Raw genomic sequence first — 18,792 nt, forward strand, 5'->3', positions numbered from 1 at the left:
CCCGCGACTCCAGCAAAAGCACGATTACTCTCTCAGTATCGACACCAGAAAGAACACTTCCCTTAACCCTTGAGCACCACGGGTCCGCCTGCGGGGAGCGTCAACTCACTTTCCAGCCCAAGACTTCAGTGGTGCGATTGCTGAGGTCATCATGCACACGCTCCCCTTGTACCGTCAGTTAGCCAACCACTACCTCGATGCGATTCGCAGCGGCACCTTGAAAACGGGGGAACGGTTCCCCTCCATTCGGTTGATGATGGAAAAACACGCCGTCAGCCTGTCGACCGCGGTTCAGGTCTGCCGGGAACTGGAGGACTACGGCGTGCTGGAAGCCCGTCCGCGCTCCGGCAACTACATTCGCCAGCCTGAAGACGTGCCCAAACCAGGCGCCATCACCCCTCCCCCGTCTGTCGACACCGGTGTCTATGTCGGCATTCACGAACAGGTGTCGTGGGTACTCAAGGCCAGCCAGCGCGCGACGATCAAAGTCAATTTCGCCAGTGCCTACTGCGCCCCGGAACTCTATCCGCTAAAGACGTTGCAGGACCATATGATCAAGGCGCTGCGCCAGGATCAGCATTTGCTCGGCGCAACCGGGCCAACCTGCGGTCACGGCGCATTGCGTAACATCCTTGCCCGTCGGGCGCTGACCGCCAAGGCCAACCTGCCCGCGGAGCGGATTGTCATCACCAACGGTGCGACCGAAGCGATCAACCTGGCCTTGCGCGCAGTGACCCGACCCGGCGACACCGTGGCCGTGGAATCGCCGACCTTTTACGGCCTGCTGCAAATTCTCGAATGCTTGAACCTGCGGGTGCTGGAAGTTCCGGCGACGGCGCATGCGGGGATCAATCTCTTGGCCCTCGAACAACTATTGCAAGGTGCCGAGCGAATCCAGGCGCTGATCGTCATTCCCAACCTGCAAAACCCGTTGGGCAGCATCATGCCCGACGCCAACAAGGCGCGGTTGGTGCAGCTGTGTGCGCAGCACAATACGGTGCTGATCGAAGACGACACCTATGGCGACCTGGTGGATACCGAGCAGCCGTTGTCCACGCTCAAATACTGGGATCGCACCGATAACGTGATCTATTGCGCGTCGCTGAACAAAACCCTGGCACCGGGCATGCGCCTGGGCTGGATCAGTGCGGGGAAATGGCACGATCGCGTGGAAATGCTCAAGCACACCCAGTCCCGCAGTTGTGAAGCCTTGTCGCAACTGGCGGTCAGTGCGTTCATGAAAACCCCGTCTTACGAACGTTACCTGCGCCGCTTGAGGAAAGTTCTTACGCAACAACGCCAGCAGATGAGTGCGGCGATCACCCGCTACTTTCCTCCAGGCACCTGCGTGACTTCCCCACAGGGCGGGACGTTGCTGTGGGTGGAACTGCCCCGCCACCACTCGTCCCTGGCGCTTTTCCATGAAGGGCTGAAGGCAGGCATCCAGATTTCACCTGGGGATATCTTTTCCAATACCAGACGCTTCGATCACTTTGTGCGCATTGGTTGCGGCGCGCCGTATTCGCCCAGGATCGACGAAGCACTGGCGATCCTCGGTCAGTTACTGAAAAACCAGGGCTAGACCCATTGCCTGTGGGAGCGAGCCTGCTCGCGAAGGCGTTGTGTCAGGCAATATGATGCCGGCTGATACGGCCTCTTCGCGAGCAGGCTCGCTCCCACAGGAGATTGTCAGTGAACACAAAATCGGTGTGCAACCCATCCCACCGGGGTGAATCGTCAAGCTGGGCGTTGGTGCAGGCAGATGATGTGCGGATCGTCATTCCAGTGCGGGAAACGTTCGGCGATCAGCGGGTCGTGGCCGGGAATGACGTGGTCTTCGCTGTCGGCCAGACGGTCGATTTCGATGAACGCTTCCAGCGTCTGCGACAGATCATCCAGAATCGGAAACGGACTGCGCTGGCGGATATTGGCCCACAAATGCGCAGCGTCCGAAGCCAGCACAATCCACCCCCGCCCGGTGTTCACCCGCACCACCTGGCTACCCGGCGTATGCCCGCCCACCGGGTGCAAGGTCACTCCGGGAATCACCTCGACAACACCCTTATGCAAACGCATCCGCCCTTCGAACAGCGGCGGCAGCGCCGACATCACATCATCGACCTCGTAGGTTTTATTCACCGTGCGATGGGCCATTTTCGGCCCGGTACAGAAGCGCAACTCTGCCTCCTGCAAATGCACGGTGGCCTTCGGAAACAGCCCGAGATTACCGGCGTGGTCCCAGTGCAAATGGGTGAGGATCAGGTTGGCCACATGCGCCGGATCGATGTCCAGCTGGCGCAGGGATTCTTCCGGCAGGCGATGCATCTGACGGTTGCGCCGCTCCGCCGTGGCCGGTTGAAAACAGGTGTCGACCACGATCACTTGCTGCGCGTTACGGATGACCCAGAAGTAGTAATCCAGCGGCATGGGGGCATCGGGATCACCGCAACAGGCATCATAGAGAAAGTTCTCCCGGGCGGTGCGCTGGGCATTGGCGCCGACACGGATGGCGAACACTTCGTACACGGGAACGGACATATTCACCTCCTGATTCAAGCCGCTGCGGTGGCGTTGAGGGTCGGACGAAAGTCGAAATCGATCTCGTCGCTGATGCCCAGATCCTGGGCCAGCCGATGCAGGCCGCTGTAGTCACGCATGATCGTGGCGCTCTTGTTGCTCTCCCGGGTGTCGGCAATGATCAGCGCGGCGTCCTCGACCCCGAGCTGCGTCAGAATCGCCTCCCACATCGAGTAGTCCTGAGCGACAAAGGCACTCAGCGCTACCGACAAGGTGCGTGCGAAAAACGTACGCTGAGTCGGCTGCATGTTGGCGTACATGACTTTGGCCACTTCGGCGAGAATCTTGCTGTGGGCATACTCGTCGCGATTATGCAGTTCGGCCACCCGACGGTTTTGCGGCTGAATGCTCTGATCATCGGCCAGCAGATCCAGGTAGGCGTTGACGCTGATCTCGGCCACCACCGCAAAGGTGATGGCCGCCAGATCCCGTTGCCATTGCTCGGGCAGCTCTTCACGCAGGGCAAGCAGGCGCAGGTAGGTCACCGATGGCGGCAAGTCCAGATCCTGATCGAGTGCACGTTCCTCCCTGGTGCGCTCAATGGCCCGCAGGTGCATGAGCGTGTGGTAGTGCTCATCGATCAGGGTCTGCTGCATGGCCTCGCGAAAATGCCAGTCGTTCTTGCCCAGGTATTGATTGGCGATGACGCTCAGCGCCGGGTTCACCACATGTTCTTCGGCGGTCACCGTGCGCAGGTTGTAGCCGATCCAGCCCCAGGTCACCACGGTGCTCTTGAGCTCGTCGCTCAGGGCCTGGAATTTCGGGTGATGGAAAAACGGCACCATGGACTCCGGATAATCCGGGCGCGCCGGATCGAACGCTTCCCGGGGCTCGGCCTTGTCCGGTGCACACACCGTGGCTCTTTTGGTCCAGGCCTGATTGAGCCGCACGACCAGTTGGTGATCGACCTTGGCGATCTCGATTGCTGTTTGCATGACGCGATACCTGTAGGACGCGTACCCGCCAAGGGGTACGCCAAAGGAATAATGGGCGACGGAAGAATCAGGCCAGCCAATAGCGGGTCAGGTGGCGCGCCGGGTCAGTGTATCGACTGCGGGCATGGATCATTCGCCAGTTGTCCCAAATCAGCATGCACCCGTCGGGAATCAGCACCGGGGTGTTGTGCTGCACGAAATACGCTTCGCCCAGCACTGCAAACCTGGCCAGCGGCGAGTCGCTGTTGGCGACCTGGGAATGGAGTAGGTCTTCCCTGGAAGGATTCACATCGCCGTAGTGAAACTGGTTGTAGCTGAAGCGGAAAATGTCCCCTTCTTCGGTCGGCGTCAGGATGTATTCCCTGACCCGGCATTGCGCCGCTTCGCCGGGTTTGGCGGTGGCAACAAACTCCACCGCAGTGTCGTCGATCCATTCGCGCAGCTCGGGTTCGGTGCGCCCGAGAAACGCCAGGAATTCATAACCGTCCACCAGCCCCGTATGCCCGCCACCGCACGTGGCCTGTCGATGACAATGCAATGCCAGGTAGCGCGGCGGCGGACCATAGACCGGCGCTTCGGTGTGCGGGCCGATGCCGTTCATGCTCTGGGAATACGGCAAGTCTTCGTACCCCGGCTTGCGGGTGATGGCGAAGGCGGTCTGGCCGTTGAATTGCGGAATGACCGGGCCGAACTCATGCAGCGTGCCGAGCACATCGTAGGCGAATTCGCCCGGTGTAAGCACCGTCCAGCCGCGCGCCGACAACTCCTCATGGCGGTGGCCCAGTGAAACGTAGGGTGCAGACGCAACAATCCCTTGATCTGACATGGTGAAGTTCCTGGCTGTTTATCGGGCGTTGACGGTTGAGGTGTAAGCGGCAATGAAGTCGCGGCAGGCGCGGCCCGGTCGATAGCGGTGCTGATCGATGCTCTGCACCGGGGTGATTTCGGCAGCAGTACCGGTGAGAAAACATTCGTCGAAGTCGCCAAGCTCCGTAGGAACAATGGTTCGCTCGACCACCTGGTAATCCAGGGTCCGGGCCAGCTCGATGACGGTCTGGCGGGTGATGCCGTTGAGGAAGCAGTCCGGCAGCGGTGTGTGCAGTATCCGGTCTTTGACGAAGAACACATTGGCGCTGCTGGCTTCGGCGACGTGGCCCCGCCAGTCGAGCATCAGGGCATCGTGATAACCGTTGTTTTCCGCGTCGTGCTTGCTCAGTGTGGCGATCTGGTAATGCCCGGACGCCTTCGCTTCGAAGGGGCTGCAGCTCGGGGGTGGACGACGCCACTCGGCGGTCTTCAAGCGAATGCCCGCCATGTGCCCGGCCGGGTCGAAATAGCTCGGCCACTGCCAGCAGGCAATCGCCACATGCACGCGATTGAAGCGCGCCGAGGTGGAAATCATTTCGCTGCCGCGCCACGCCACCGGGCGCAGATAACCCTCGACCACGCTGTTGCGTTGCAGCAGTTCGACACTGGCCGCTTCCAGTTCGGCCAGCTCATAGGGAATGGCAAAATCCATCAAGCGGGCCGAGCGATACAGGCGCTCGCTGTGTTCACGCAGTTTGAAAATCTTGCCGTTGTAGACGCGCTCTCCTTCATAAACGGTGCTGGCGTAATGCAGACCGTGGGTCAGCACATGCAGCCGCGCCTGGGACCATTCGACGAACTCGCCGTCGAGCCAGATAAACCCTTCTCGTTGATCAAACGCAATACCGCTCATATCCCTATCTCCTGAAGAATCGTCCTACGCTGTCTCGAGCAGGACCGGTATCAATTCGGGCATTGCCACAGGCTCGGGCTGAAAGAAGAACAAGCGCTCGCCAAACGCCGGCCTCAATTCGTCGAACCAGGTCGCCTGCGGATCGAAGCGCGCATAGAAGGTGCGCAACACCCATTGCGGATTGCGGGCCTGGAGGAACTGCAGCACGAAGACCTTTTCCCCGGCCACGGTCTCGATGCCGTTGATCAACACCTTGCCGTAGAAGGTGCTCATGGACGGCCCGCGCACCGTGCGTGCCAGCCCGGACACCGTGCGATAGGCGGCCTGGAAAATCTCGAACGCCCGGGCCAGCGGCATCGCGAAGTAATGGCTGGGCCCGGTATCGCGCTCGACAAACATGTAATAAGGCACGGCCCCGAGCCGCACGCCTTCGGTCCAGAGTGCCGCCCAATCCGCAGGGTTCTCATTGATGTGCCGGATCACCGGCGCCTGCATGCGCAGGGTGGCCCCGGTGGAGCGAATGCGTTCGATGGCCTGGCGGGCGATGTCCTGGCGGATTTCCACCGGGTGGTTGTAATGCCCCATGATCGACAGGTTTTTCCCCGCCGCGACAATCCGTCTGAACAGTTCGAGCAGCTCCGGCGCATCCTTGTCGCTGACAAAGCGCTGCGGCCAATAGGCCACGGACTTGGTGCCGATGCGGATGCTTTTCAGGTCGGGCAATGCCAGCAACGGCTCGATGTAACCGGCCAGCGAACGGGTGTTCATGATCATCGGATCGCCACCGGTGATCAGCACATCGGTGACCTCGGGGTGCACCCGCAGGTAGCTCACCAACTCCTGGGATTCGCGCGCATTGAATTTGAGTTCTTCCTCACCGATGAACTGCGCCCAGCGGAAACAGAAGGTGCAGTACGCATGACAGGTCTGACCGGCACCGGGGAAAAACAGCACGGTCTCGCGGTACTTGTGCTGAATGCCCGACAGGACTTTTCCGTCGAGGGTCACGCCGTTGTGTGTCAGTTGCCCGGCCGGATGGGGGTTCATGCGCAGCCAGATCGCTTCGATCCTGCGCTTGATGGCGACGGCGTCATCCTGCTCGATCAGTTGCTTGAGCGAGACGTACTCGTCCGGCAACAACATGTCCTTGTGGGGGAAGGTCATGCGAAAAATCGGATCGTCGGGAATGTTGTTCCAGTCGATCAGCGTCCCCAGCACGTATTCATTGGTGCGAAACGGCATGACCCTGGCGACCACCGTCATTGCTTCCTGCAACGCTGGCGTCAGTTTGTGCCAGTAAGGCGTGTCGCGGATGGTGCGTGAGTTATAGGGTTTGTATCTTTCCTGCTCCGACAGTCCCTGCATGGCAGCGCTCCTGGTGATTGCCTGGCGGTGTCCCTGGAAATTTCAGAGTGCGATGGCCGGCGCCGCGCGCTCCATGTCCATCCACGCTTGAACGCTGTCGCGATCCCACTGGCGGCGTACATACGCCGCGAGCCGCGCAGGCACCTGATCGCCATTGGCGAGCAGGCGGTTGAGCATGATTGCCAGGTCGGTGTCGGCAATGCTCCAGTCGCCGAACAGGTGATCGGCGCCCTCTTCCAGCAACCGATCGGCCACGAAGAACAATCTGCCGACAGCGGCCAGGGCCTCGTCGGACAGCGGGTTATCTTTTTTGCCGAAGTAGATGAGGTCCGCCGGACGCTCCTTGCGAATCACCAGCAGATCGCTGCGCAGCCAGGCCTGGAGTTGACGGGCGCGGGCGCGCTGTTTGATGCCCAGTGGGAAGAGTGGATGATGCCCCGGCACCACTTCGTCCAGGTATTCGGCAATGGCCGAAGATTCCGACAGTGCAAAACCGTTGTGGACCAGAGTGGGTATCTTGCAGGTCAGCGATACATCACGATAACTTGCCTGATAGTTTTCTCGCGCCTTTAGATCTAGCGTGACAAGTTCAAATGAAAGTTGTTTTTCTTTTAACGCCACACATGCCGACATCGCAAAAGCACTGACAAAGTCCGCGCCAACATACAGTTTAAACCTGGTACTTTCCATAGAACGCTCCCTTGCATCAAGCACATTAATCCGTTGCCTTGGAAGTGATCCTAGTTAGTTGATCAGGGGCTGAACAGATACAGAAATCATCTGTTTGCATCGATACAGAAAGTGCGAAAACGCAGTTTGGGAGGTGGGTAGCAGAAAAGAAAAAGGGAGTCAGCGAATGCGGACTCCCTTTTTGTGAAGCAGAGGGAAAATGACGGCGGGCGGGTGATCAGGCCATGGCTGAACCGCAGAGCAACTCCATTTGCGGCATGTTGCTCATGTTCAGCATGGCCAGCGGCTCAGTGGCGCTGGTGTTGACGAAGCCGTGCCGGGTCCAGGCCGGCACCAGCAACACGTCGCCGGGGCTGACGCTGACTTCATCGGCCTCGCCCAAGGTCAACGTGCCGCTGCCGGACTGAATGATGAACAGGTGCCACCAGGCATGGACGTGGCCGTTCAACACCGTGCCCGGTTTCAACCATTGCATGGACACCGCCATGCCTGGCGTCAACTTGCAACCTTCGATAGTTTTTTCATGGGCCAGCGCGACAATATCGACTTCGCTGGTTTCGAGACGCTGGCGAACATCTGCAAGTTCACCCGCCGTCCATACCCGAGCACTGACCGGCGGCGGCTGCAAACTCTGGCGAAAGTCCTTATATGAAAAAAACGCACCTTGAACGTTATTCATCCGTGAGTTCCAACTTGTTTAGTCGACTTGAATGACTGAACCTTAGGCCAACCATTCAACGCTGTAAAGCCGCACGACCCACACTTATAATACCGAGGGTCTCAGCGCTGCGATCATGTCAACTTCTACTGCGGCATTTTTTGGCAGTTGATAAACACCCACGGTCGTTCGAGTATGTTTACCGGCATCCCCCAGCACATGGCTGAATACATCCGACGCCCCGTTGGCCACTTCGCTCAGGTCTACGAAATCCGCGGTGGATTTCACATAGACCGTTATCCGTATCAGCGACTTGATCTTATCCAGCGAACCGATGGCATCGACGATCAACGCCAGTCCGCGCATCGCGCTGATACTGGCGGCCGACTGTGCGTCCGTCAGGCTGAGTTCCAGCCCGACTCTGCCGGGATACTGCATGTGTCCGTTCATGCGCGGCACCAGGCCACTGACGTACAGTTCGTCATGATGCCGAACCAGCGGAGCATAATGCCCGCCGGCGGTGTTCTCGCCGTAGATGTCGTAGCCGAGTTCTTTTGCCAGGGCGATGAAACGTTCATCACAGCTCATGTGCTCAATCATTGACCCCACCCTCATAACCAATAATGCAAAAAACATTGATGTCGACGGCTTAGCCCACCGCTCTCGACCGTGCAGCCAGACGGGTGATCTCGACGCGCGACTCGATTGCTTCTGCCAGACGCAACAGGTTGGCGTCGAGCTGCCCATAGTCCTCGTTGAACAACACGATGTGGCCGATGAACGAGGTGTTGTCTTTCACCAGTGCCGTGACCGAGTCACTGAGGCGCTTGGCGTACACCGCTTCGACCAGCTCGATGTCGAGTTCCCGGGCCAGGGCCTCGATGTCCGGCACGTAGCGCAACAGGCCGCCGGCCGGTGCCCGCAGCAGACGAATACCGCAATAGCCCCGGGCGACGGGGTCGTGAGGTTCGGTCTTGCCCTCCACCGCCCACCTGACCCAGCGCTCCCAGGGATCGAAGTCGACGAACGCCAGGCGCGCCAGGTCCCAGATGTGCATGCCGCCGGGGCGCATGTTGGTTTCCACCGCCGAGGTCAGGCCGTCGCTGCGCAGGAAAACCTCGTTGTGATAAGCACCGTTATCCAGCGCAACCAGGCCGGCCATGTGCTGGCCGGCTGCCGCCAGGCGCGCCTGCACCTCGGTCGTCAACGGTGCCGGCACCACTTGCTGGATTTCCGCGCGATAGGCGCCTTCGGTGGTGGTTTTCTCGGTGACCCAGGTGCTGCCGGCCACGTAGTCCCAACTGTATTCCCGAGCGTTCTGGATCAATTCTTCGAGCACGATGCCGCCTTCGCGATACGGCTTGAGTGCCTGCCACGCTTCGTCGCATTCGGACGGATGACGGATGACCCGACAGCCCCTGCTCGCGCCTTCGCAGGCAGGCTTGATGAAGGCTCTGCCGCCCAGCTCGACCACCCGCTGGCGCAGCTCGCCGAGGCTCTCGATTCGGGCGGAAAACAACGGGCGGTAATGATCCGGCGCAGTGCTCGCCGCCGCTTCCAGCTTGCGAAAAATCTGTTTATCCAGCCCCGCCCGCGCCTCGCCCGGGGTGATGCCGGGCAAGCCGTAGTGGGTCGCCAGCGCCGCGCCGAGCAGCACGCCACGGTCGGAAAAGGGCAAGACCCCGATCAGCTTCCAGCGGTCGGCACCCAGGCACCCCGCCACCAGCTCCAGAGAGTCCGCCACATCTTCCGGCGCCAGGGACGTGCAGCACACGTGATCCGCCACCTGATCATCATCGGGTTGAATCTGCTCGACCAACAGGATCAACCGGGCGTTGTAGAGCTTTCTGCAGAGGTCGCGCAGCTTCTGGATATCGTGAACCCGATTGCCGTTGTACCCGACCACTACCACGCAAGACGTCGTATTCATGAAGCACCCGACCTGTGAAGAAACAAATGCAAACGCCGATGACTCAGTCGTGCAGCGACGCGTTGGATTTACGGTTGAGCCAGTACCAGGCCAGCATCCCGCCCGCGCCGATGGCGGCCAGCACCAGGGCGTTGTACGGTGCCGGCACGACCCGCATGATCAGCACCGTCAGCCCGGCGCCGACGCCCAAAGACACTTCCTTGACGAACATGTTGTTCTGCTTGACCGAGAAGTAATCGAGGTAGCTGAACGCACATTCGGCGATGGACAGCAGCGCCACCCAGATCAGCGCACCGACCAGGGTTTCGACATGGAACGCGGCCGGAGACGAGAGCACCGCAAAGCCGCCGATGATGATGCCGATCACCGCGATCACCTTGAAACGCCCGGTTCGCTCGATCAGCTTCATCACCGGCACCTGGGCGAACACCACCACTGCACTGTTGAGGATCAGCATCAGGCCATACCAGGCCGGCAACTCACCGGTCTCGAGCAGGATCGCCTGGGGCAGGATCGAGAACACGCCGAACAGCTTGATCCCCATGATGATCCCGGCGATCACCCATGGCAGTTTGTTGCGCCAGCCGCTGCCATCGTGGGTGGCCGGGCTGGCCGCAACCGTCTGGGTGGTGAAGGTGGCGCCCATGGCGATCGGCAGGCACAGCAGGACGAAACTCGCAGCGCCAAGGAAAAACATGGTCGGGGTCAGCAGCGGCGAAAGCAGGATCAGCCCCGCCACCAGGCTGCCCATGTTCATGGCGACCCGGTTGTAGGCGGCACCTTCCTTGGTCTGGGCCGCTTCGCTCTTGATCAGGTAACCGGCAATCGCAATGCCATAGGCAAACAACGCCGCGGCGAACATCACCATGCCCTGGTTGCTGGTGACCGCCAGCAACACCAGCCCGAGGGCGGCGCACAACAGCGTGACGCTCAGGGAGCGACGGCCGAGCACCAGCAATGTCAGGGGCAGGAGCAACAACAAGGCCCGGTAACCGAGGGCGAGGATGCTGTTGGTGGCGGTGTCGAGCCAGACGTTGGCCTTGCCCAGCACGGCAAACAGCGACACGGCGGTGATGATCCTGATCGTGAACAAGCGGATGTTGATCACCGGTTTGGCGACGGCGACCGTTGTTTGAACACTCATGCAACACCTCTGAGCCAAGCGATTGCGGGACCGCAGGCGCCGACAACCAGGAAAGTCTGTAAGGTGATGGTAGAGACGAAGGCTTGTTCTGATCAGAGCAAGTTCGTATAGAATCGAACGAAGTTTACTGTCGGGGAGACCAGTAAAATGCAGGTTCAACGCGCAGTCATCGCCGCCATCGAATTCCAGCCCGGCGCGCCGCTGGTGCAGCAGATCGTCGATCAGTTGACCGTTGCTATCAGCCAGGGCGGCCTGCCCCACGGCTCCAGGCTGCCGCCGATTCGCGAACTCTCCGATATGATGAACGTCGGCAAGTCCACGGTGGTTGACGCCCTGGACCGCCTCCGGGCCAAGGGGTTGGTGGTGTCACGCCAGGGCTCGGGGCATTACGTGCACCGCTCCAGCATCCCGCCCCATACCGATGCCGGCCCCGACCTGCAACCTCAAGACACACTCAGCGTGGTCCGCCGCGCGGTGTTGCTGGACAATGGCGCGCTGCGCCCTGGCGCCGGTTTCCTGCCCTCCTCGTGGCTGCCGGCTGACGAATTGCTTAAAGCCGTGCGCGGCACCCTGCGCGCAGCCTCCTTGCGTATGGGCGAATACGGCGTTGCCGGCGGCTACCTGCCGCTGCGCGAGGCGTTGCGGGTGAAGCTGTCGACCCACGGCATCGAAGTGCCGGTGGACCAGATCATCACCACGGCCAACACCGTGCAAGCCATCGACATGCTGATGCGCCTGCTGATCAAACCCGGCGACACGGTGCTGCTCGACGATCCCTGTTACTTCACCATGCACGCCAACCTGGCCTTGCACGGCGCCAGGGTCATCACCATCCCCCGGGATTGTGACGGCATGGACCTGGAGGCCTTCGAGCAATTGCTGATCGCCCATCGTCCCGTGCTCTACATGACCAACAACGCACTGCATAACCCGACCGGGCACTCGTTCTCCCCTGCGCAGGTGTATCGCTTGCTGGAATTGAGCCACCGTTATGGTTTTCACATCCTCGAAGACGATTTGTATTGCGACATGCAGCAGCGCATGACGCCACGCCTGGCAGCGGGCGGGCTGGACAATGTCAGTTACGTGTCCGGTTTCTCCAAGACCCTGACGGCCAACAGTCGGGTCAGTTACGCGGTGCTTTCGCCACAACTGGCCGCACGGATGATCACCCTGAAAATGACCTGCGGTGGCATGACCTCGGAACTGGCGGAGCAGATTATCTGCACGATGCTCAGTGATGGCAGCTACGCCAAACATACCCGGCGCACGGTGGATCGGCTTTACGAGTCGAGCAGTCGGGTGACGAACTGGCTGGTGGAGGCAGGTTGCTCGGTGTCATCGCTGCCCCATGAAGGGTTGTTCATCTGGACGCGATTGCCCGAAGGACATCATGCCGAAACCCTGGCGAGGAAAGGCCTGGACATCGACCTGGTGCTGGCGCCCGGCACGTTGCTCAGCAAAGCGCCGGATGCGAGCCACTTCCTGCGTTTCAACGTTGCCCACAGCGATAACGTCCAGGTGCGGGAACGGTTCTTCAGGTTGCTGGACACAAAAAGCAAATAGCTGCCCGACTCATTCCCTGTGGGAGCGAGACCGGCTTGCCGGCGAAGAGGCCGTCACATCAAGCATCAATGTGCCTGACACACCGCCTTCGCGATGGGCTGTCATCTCTTCGACGCCCTCCATCAACTCTGCAAACAAGTCGCGTTTTGTCATGAACTGCCTCGCGGCTGCGCGCTGCTCAGCCTCGTAATGCCGAGTCTGGAAAGGCATGAGTGTTTGAACCCTCAGACCAAGGCCTTCACTCAACCCCCAGGAAACGGCGAGCTCATCACGGCGTCGGCGAAGCGGTGCGACGGCTTGTGGCGTCGTCCCTTGCCTGAAAGTCGAATACGCGAAAAGCTCGAGAACATTGAGTGTTTCCGATACGCGCAGATCAGAAACGCAGGCAAAGCGAGTAAATCGTTCGAGCAGATAACCTGCGCGTCTAACCTCCACTTCATTGGAGTGGCAGCTCAGGAATGCTGTTACTTCGATTTCAAGGTTCGAGTTCGAGTACCAAACAGCTTTGGCGGCGCTCACAAGCGCAGCTTCATCTGCCTGATTTAAAGGGTTTTTGACCAGTGTGTCCATGGCGGTTGAGAGGACCTGGCCGCTAAGGGGCTTAGTCATCTGAGCTCTCCAGAGTTGCTAACGTCCCGAGGTTAGAGAGGTGATTTCTGACCGACAACCTGAAAGCTTCGTGGGAAATTTCTGGTGTTTGCCTGACCAATTATTGTTTTCTGTCAGACCGCTTTCGCGAGCAAGCTTGCTCCTACAGAGGTTCGTGTCGTGCTCGGGATGTGGGGCTACCCCGATCAACTGTAGGAGCAAGCTTGCTCCGGGCGGCGTTCCGACGATGGTGGCAACTCGATCCACCAGAACACCGCCAATAAAAAACCCCGCCCTTCTCTCAAAGGGCGGGGTTTTTCCTTACAGCATCCGACGCTTAAGGCGCGTAAGTCAGCAACAACTCACTCGGCACCTTGAAATCCAGCGACATCATCACGCTCAACGCGGTAATGGTGAAGATCGAGAACACGAACAGCTTGCGTGCCCAGACCGTGTCATCCACTGCCTTGTAGCCGGTCCAGGCCATGTACAGCCAGTACATGCCCATGGCCGCGGCGACGGCGAGGTAGCTCATGCCGGCGTAGCCGCTGAAGGTCAGCATCAAGGTCGCCACGAGGAACGCCAGGATGTAGAGCAGGATGTGCTTCTTCGCCACTTCAATCCCGCGCTTCACCGGCAGCACCGGAATCGATGCGGCCAGGTAATCGTTGAAGCGGAAAATCGCGATGGCGTAGGAATGCGGCATCTGCCACAGGCTGAACATCACCAGCAGCGTCAGTGCAGCCATGTCGAAGCTGTTAGTCACAGCGACGTAGCCGATCACCGGCGGCATGGCGCCCGACAGACTGCCCACCAGCGTGCCGTGAACCGACTTGCGCTTGAGGTACAGGCTGTAGAAGCCGACGTAGATGACGAAGCCGATCACCGCGAACAAGGCGGCCAACGGGTTGGCCACCTTGTACAACAGTGCAACGCCGAAAACACCCAGGATGGTCGCAAAGGCCAGGGCCAGTTTCAGGGAGATCAAGCCCTGGACCAGCACCCGGTTCTTGGTGCGTTCCATCTTCAGGTCGATGTCGCGGTCGATGCAGTTGTTGAACACGCAACCAGAAGCCACTACCAGGGACGTGCCGATCATGGCGGCCAGGAAGATGGCCAGATCGACATGCCCTTTGGAGGCCAGGAAAAATCCGCCTGCCACTGAAAGCACGTTACCGAAAATGATCCCCGGTTTGGTGATTTGGATAAAGTGCTTCAAGGACATCCGGACTTACCTCAGTGCGCCATCATGTTGGTGTGGATGCTGAACATGATCCACAGCGACAGGCCTACCAACAGGACGATTACCAGTGCGGCGAAAACAAACGCGATCACGTTGTTACGCTGGGCGGCGGAGCGGTCCAGGTGGAGGAAGTACACCAGGTGCACCAGCACCTGGATCACTGCAAAGATCAGGACGATCCACAGGGTCATGGCTTTCGGCAGCGACGGGTACATCACCAGGCCAAAAGGAATGACGGTCAGGATCACCGACAGGATGAAACCGATGGCGTAGGACTTGACGCTGCCATGGTTCGCATCGTGGGTATCGTGGGCATGAGCGTTAGCCATTTACATAGTCCCCATCAGATAAACAACGGTGAATACGCAGATCCACACCACGTCCAGGAAGTGCCAGAACAGGCTCAGGCAGCTCAGACGGGTCTTGTTGGTCGCCGTCAGGCCGTTTTTCTGCACCTGGTACATCATGATCGCCATCCAGATCAGACCGCTGGTCACGTGCAGACCGTGGGTGCCGACCAGGGTGAAGAACCCGGACAGGAAGCCTGAGCGGCTAGGGCCGAAGCCCTCGGAGATCAGCAGGTGGAACTCGTTGATCTCCATGGCGATAAAGCCGGCGCCCAGCAGGAAGGTCATGCCCAACCAGGTCAGCACGCCCTTCTTGTTACCCTTGAACAGCGCCAGCATGGCGAAGCCGTAGGTGATCGAACTGAACAACAGCAGAGCGGTTTCGCCCAGCACGTATGGCAGCTCGAAGATGTCGGCGCCCGATGGGCCGCCCGCTACGTTGTTAACCAGTACCGCGTACACCGCGAAGATCGATGCAAACAGGATGCAGTCGGTCATCAGGTAGAGCCAGAAACCGAATACGGTCATCTCGCCCGAGTCGTGGTGATGGTCATCGTGCCCATGTCCATCGACATGGGTGTGTCCAGCATTGGTCACTAAGTTCGACATGGTTTAAGCCTGTTCCAACGAGGTTTCAACACGGGTGGCGTTGGCTGGGATTTTCCCGGCCGCTACCAGACGTTTGTGCTGCTCGGCTTCGATGCGCTCGATGACATCCACCGGCACCATGTAGCCCTGATCGTCACGGGCGGCATGGATAGTGAAATACACCACGGTGCCGACCAGACCCACGATCGCCAGCCACCAGATGTGCCAGATCATCGCGAAACCGAACACGGTCAACAGCGCGCCCATGACCACACCGGTCGCGGTGTTGTTGGGCATGTGGATCGGCTCGTACCTGGCCGGAGCCTTGTACGCGGTGCCGTCTTCCTTGGCTTCGGTGAACGGGTCGATGACGTCGGCTTTTGGCAGCACGGCAAAGTTGTAGAACGGAGGTGGCGACGAGGTCGACCATTCCAGGGTATGGGCATTCCACGGGTCGCCGTGTTCGCACATGTTCTCTGGCTTGTTGCGGTCACGCACGCTGACGTAGAGCTGGATCAGCTGGCAGGCGATACCGACGGCGATCATCACCGCACCGAACATGGCGACGTACAGGTACGGCACCCACTCAGGGTTGGTAGTAGCGTTCAGGCGACGGGTCATGCCCATGAAGCCCAGGACGTAGAGCGGCATGAACGCGACGAAGAAGCCGGTGATCCAGAACCAGAATGCGGCCTTGCCCCAACCTTCGTGCAGCTTGAAGCCGAACGCTTTCGGGAAGTAGAACGCGAAGCCTGCGATGTAGCCGAATACCGCGCCGCCGATGATCACGTTGTGGAAGTGCGCGATCACGAACAGGCTGTTGTGCAGAACGAAGTCGGCACCCGGGATGGCCAGCAGTACGCCGGTCATGCCGCCGATGGCGAAGGTCACCATGAAGCCCAGGGTCCACAGCACTTGGCTGGTGAAACGCAGACGGCCCTGGTAGATGGTGAACAGCCAGTTGAATAGCTTCACCCCCGTCGGGATCGAAATCAGCATCGTCGCCAGGCCGAAGAAGGCGTTGACGCTGGCACCCGAGCCCATGGTGAAGAAGTGGTGCAGCCAGACCATGAAGCCCAGGATCGAGATCGCGCCCGATGCGTAGACCATCGAGTGGTGGCCGAACAGTTTCTTGCCGGTGAAGGTCGAGATGACTTCCGAGAAAATGCCGAACGCCGGCAGGATCAGGATGTACACCTCGGGGTGACCCCAGGCCCAGAACAGGTTGACGTACATCATCGGATTGCCACCAAGTTCATTGGTGAAAATGTGGAAATCCATGTAACGGTCAAGCGTCAGCAATGCCAGGGTAGCGGTCAGGATCGGGAACGAAGCCACGATCAGGACGTTGGCCCAGGTGCAGGTCCAGGTGAAGATCGGCATGTCCATCAGCTTCATGCCCGGGGTACGCATTTTCAGCACGGTGGCCAGGAAGTTGACCCCCGTCAGCGTTGTCCCCAGCCCTGAAAGCTGTAGCGCCCAGATGTAGTAATCCATCCCCACGCCCGGACTGTATTGCAGGCCCGACAGCGGCGGATAGGCAACCCAACCGGTCTTGGCGAATTCGCCAACGCCCAGGGACAGGTTGATCAGCACCACGCCCGACACCAGCAGCCAGAAGCTCAGGGAGTTCAGGAACGGGTAAGCCACGTCACGGGCGCCGATCTGCAGCGGCACTGCCAGGTTCATCAGGCCGGTGAAGAATGGCATCGCCATGAAGATGATCATGATCACACCGTGGGCGGTGAAGATCTGGTCATAGTGTTCAGGCGGCAGGTAGCCAGGCGAACCCTCGGTGGCCATGGCCAACTGGGTACGCATCATGATGGCGTCGGCAAAACCGCGCAGCAGCATGACCATGGCGACGATGATGTACATCACGCCGATTTTCTTGTGGTCGACCGACGTCAGCCACTCGGTCCACAGGTAGGTCCACTTCTTGAAGTAGGTGATTGCAGCGAACAGCGCCAGACCACCGAGCGCGATCATGGCGATGGTTATCATCACGATCGGTTCGTGGAACGGGACCGCTTCCCAACTTAATTTACCAAACATCGTTTACTCCTCTGCCCCGGCAGCTGAATGCGAACTCATGTCCATCCCTTCCATGTTGTGCGCCACTTCCTTCTCTTTCTTCTCGTGGTGCATCGGCTTGCCCGGTTTCATGCCTTCGTACTTGTCGACGATGATCTGGAACAGGTTCGGCGTGACCGAGGAGTAGAGCTCGACTGGGTTGTTCTGGCTTGGTTTGGTAAGGGCTTCGTATTCAGCTGATTCCAGCTGTTTAGGTGCCTTTTTGACTTCGCTTACCCAGGCGTCGAAATTTTCCTGAGAGGTTGAGATCGCTTTGAATTTCATGCCGGTGAAACCTGCGCCGCTGTAGTTGGCGGAGATGCCTTCCATTTCAGCGTCACGGTTGGCAATCAGGTGCAACTTGGTCTGCATGCCGGCCATCGCGTAGATCTGGCCGCCCAGGCCCGGGATGAAGAACGAGTTCATCACCGAGTCCGACGTCACCTTGAAGTTGACCGGTGTATTGGTCGGGAACACGATCTTGTTGACCGTGGCGATGCCCTGTTCCGGATAGATGAACACCCACTTCCAGTCCAGCGAGACCACTTCGATGGTGATCGGCTTGACGTCGGATTCCAGCGGACGGTACGGGTCAAGTTCGTGGGTCGACACGTAGGTGACGTAACCCAGGGCGATGATGATCAGGATCGGAACGGTCCACACCGCGATTTCAATCTTGGTGGAGTGGTTCCATTTCGGGGTGTAGGTCGCGTTGGTGTTGGACGCGCGGTATTTCCAGGCGAACAGGAAGGTCATGACGATGACCGGGATCACGACCAACAGCATCAGCAGCGTCGCGGTGATGATCAGGTTTCGCTGCTCCAGGCCGACCTGGCCCGTGGGATTGAGCAAGGTCATGTTGCAGCCTCCCAGCAACAGTGTGCCGAGCAGCGGCACTATGCCTAGTAGTCTTGGGTACCTGTTTTTACTCATCTCACGACCTCTAAAGCAGCTTGCGCAATGCAGTTGGGTTTTGATCGCCAACACTTCACCCTGCCAAGGGTTGGCATTTTTCTTTGATTGAATAAGGGCTGCCCGTCGCGCGTCAGACGCTGTTCGACAAATCCCGGGACAGCGGTGAGTTCTTATTCGAATTCGTGGTCAAAGGCCTTGTTACAGACCAATTCCATTTGGTGCGGATAGTGGAAGGCACCGACACCTGGGAGTCGCATGAAGCCATCCGGCCTCTCGACGCCCTATTCCTGCTCGTGCACCTGTGTAAGGGTGAGCAGTGCCGGGAATTCAGTGCGGGCGATTGTAGTGACGTAGCGATTCATAAACCATGTCTCATCCCGAAATAATTTTTATCCATTTCAGCAACAATCAATCACGAATTTCGCAAAAGTCCGGCATGTTATCGAAATTAAT

At 59.3% G+C, this 18,792-nt stretch carries 18 protein-coding genes; 2 read left to right on the forward strand and 16 right to left on the reverse strand.

The window, feature by feature from the left end; translation table 11 throughout:
* Positions 1 to 151: 151 nt before the first annotated feature.
* Entirely contained in the window at positions 152 to 1,582 is a 1,431-nt protein-coding gene (locus F8N96_RS17445; protein WP_150798840.1) for a PLP-dependent aminotransferase family protein, read from the forward strand.
* Positions 1,583 to 1,737: 155 nt separating this feature from the next.
* Here F8N96_RS17445 and F8N96_RS17455 read toward each other — a convergent pair whose 3' ends face one another.
* From F8N96_RS17455 to F8N96_RS17500, 10 genes are all read right to left on the reverse strand, one after another.
* Positions 1,738 to 2,538, reverse strand: a complete 801-nt coding sequence (locus F8N96_RS17455) for an N-acyl homoserine lactonase family protein (RefSeq protein ID WP_150798842.1) — start codon at positions 2,536 to 2,538, stop codon at positions 1,738 to 1,740.
* Between the two features lie 14 nt (positions 2,539 to 2,552).
* Positions 2,553 to 3,512 (reverse strand): diiron oxygenase, encoded by a 960-nt coding sequence (locus tag F8N96_RS17460; RefSeq protein WP_150798843.1) that lies wholly within the window; start codon positions 3,510 to 3,512, stop codon positions 2,553 to 2,555.
* Between the two features lie 67 nt (positions 3,513 to 3,579).
* Positions 3,580 to 4,338, reverse strand: coding sequence for a TauD/TfdA family dioxygenase (locus F8N96_RS17465; protein WP_150798844.1), 759 nt, complete (start codon positions 4,336 to 4,338; stop codon positions 3,580 to 3,582).
* An 18-nt stretch (positions 4,339 to 4,356) separates the two neighbouring features.
* Positions 4,357 to 5,232 carry a branched-chain amino acid aminotransferase gene (locus tag F8N96_RS17470; protein WP_150798845.1) on the reverse strand — a complete coding sequence of 292 codons (876 nt, stop codon included), beginning with the start codon at positions 5,230 to 5,232 and terminating at the stop codon, positions 4,357 to 4,359.
* A gap of 24 nt (positions 5,233 to 5,256) precedes the next feature.
* Complete coding sequence (locus F8N96_RS17475; RefSeq protein ID WP_150798846.1) at positions 5,257 to 6,597, reverse strand: KamA family radical SAM protein; 1,341 nt, start codon at positions 6,595 to 6,597, stop codon at positions 5,257 to 5,259.
* A 42-nt stretch (positions 6,598 to 6,639) separates the two neighbouring features.
* Positions 6,640 to 7,287, reverse strand: a complete 648-nt coding sequence (gene yfcF / locus F8N96_RS17480) for a glutathione transferase (RefSeq protein WP_150798847.1) — start codon at positions 7,285 to 7,287, stop codon at positions 6,640 to 6,642.
* A gap of 217 nt (positions 7,288 to 7,504) precedes the next feature.
* The gene (locus F8N96_RS17485; protein ID WP_150798848.1) at positions 7,505 to 7,966 is read right to left on the reverse strand and encodes a cupin domain-containing protein; all 462 of its coding nucleotides are present in this window, start codon (positions 7,964 to 7,966) and stop codon (positions 7,505 to 7,507) included.
* A gap of 84 nt (positions 7,967 to 8,050) precedes the next feature.
* Positions 8,051 to 8,545 (reverse strand): RidA family protein, encoded by a 495-nt coding sequence (locus F8N96_RS17490; protein ID WP_150798849.1) that lies wholly within the window; start codon positions 8,543 to 8,545, stop codon positions 8,051 to 8,053.
* 49 nt (positions 8,546 to 8,594) lie between these two features.
* Positions 8,595 to 9,875 (reverse strand): ATP-grasp domain-containing protein, encoded by a 1,281-nt coding sequence (locus F8N96_RS17495; protein ID WP_150798850.1) that lies wholly within the window; start codon positions 9,873 to 9,875, stop codon positions 8,595 to 8,597.
* 43 nt (positions 9,876 to 9,918) lie between these two features.
* A complete protein-coding gene (locus tag F8N96_RS17500; protein ID WP_150798851.1) occupies positions 9,919 to 11,019 on the reverse strand; it encodes a hypothetical protein in 1,101 nt (366 codons plus the stop codon).
* A 147-nt stretch (positions 11,020 to 11,166) separates the two neighbouring features.
* Between F8N96_RS17500 and F8N96_RS17505 the strand changes: the two genes are divergently transcribed.
* The gene (locus tag F8N96_RS17505; RefSeq protein ID WP_150798852.1) at positions 11,167 to 12,585 is read left to right on the forward strand and encodes a PLP-dependent aminotransferase family protein; all 1,419 of its coding nucleotides are present in this window, start codon (positions 11,167 to 11,169) and stop codon (positions 12,583 to 12,585) included.
* Positions 12,586 to 12,594: 9 nt separating this feature from the next.
* Here the strand turns inward: F8N96_RS17505 and F8N96_RS17510 are convergent, their stop codons facing one another.
* The 6 genes from F8N96_RS17510 to cyoA all read right to left on the reverse strand — a co-directional run bounded on the left by F8N96_RS17510 (position 12,595) and on the right by cyoA (position 18,357).
* Positions 12,595 to 13,194, reverse strand: a complete 600-nt coding sequence (locus F8N96_RS17510; protein ID WP_224794105.1) for a hypothetical protein — start codon at positions 13,192 to 13,194, stop codon at positions 12,595 to 12,597.
* 316 nt (positions 13,195 to 13,510) lie between these two features.
* On the reverse strand, positions 13,511 to 14,398 hold the full coding sequence (gene cyoE, locus F8N96_RS17515; RefSeq protein ID WP_150747484.1) for a heme o synthase: 888 nt from the start codon (positions 14,396 to 14,398) through the stop codon (positions 13,511 to 13,513).
* Positions 14,399 to 14,409: 11 nt separating this feature from the next.
* Complete coding sequence (gene cyoD / locus F8N96_RS17520) at positions 14,410 to 14,745, reverse strand: cytochrome o ubiquinol oxidase subunit IV (protein ID WP_064679615.1); 336 nt, start codon at positions 14,743 to 14,745, stop codon at positions 14,410 to 14,412.
* Positions 14,746 to 15,372, reverse strand: coding sequence for a cytochrome o ubiquinol oxidase subunit III (locus tag F8N96_RS17525; RefSeq protein WP_064679616.1), 627 nt, complete (start codon positions 15,370 to 15,372; stop codon positions 14,746 to 14,748). It abuts the gene before it with no gap.
* 3 nt (positions 15,373 to 15,375) lie between these two features.
* Entirely contained in the window at positions 15,376 to 17,406 is a 2,031-nt protein-coding gene (gene cyoB, locus F8N96_RS17530; protein ID WP_150798853.1) for a cytochrome o ubiquinol oxidase subunit I, read from the reverse strand.
* A 3-nt stretch (positions 17,407 to 17,409) separates the two neighbouring features.
* Complete coding sequence (gene cyoA / locus F8N96_RS17535; RefSeq protein ID WP_150763869.1) at positions 17,410 to 18,357, reverse strand: ubiquinol oxidase subunit II; 948 nt, start codon at positions 18,355 to 18,357, stop codon at positions 17,410 to 17,412.
* Positions 18,358 to 18,792: the final 435 nt, after the last annotated feature.

Source organism: Pseudomonas fluorescens (assembly GCF_902497855.1).
Classification (GTDB): Bacteria; Pseudomonadota; Gammaproteobacteria; order Pseudomonadales; family Pseudomonadaceae; genus Aquipseudomonas; species Aquipseudomonas fluorescens_BI.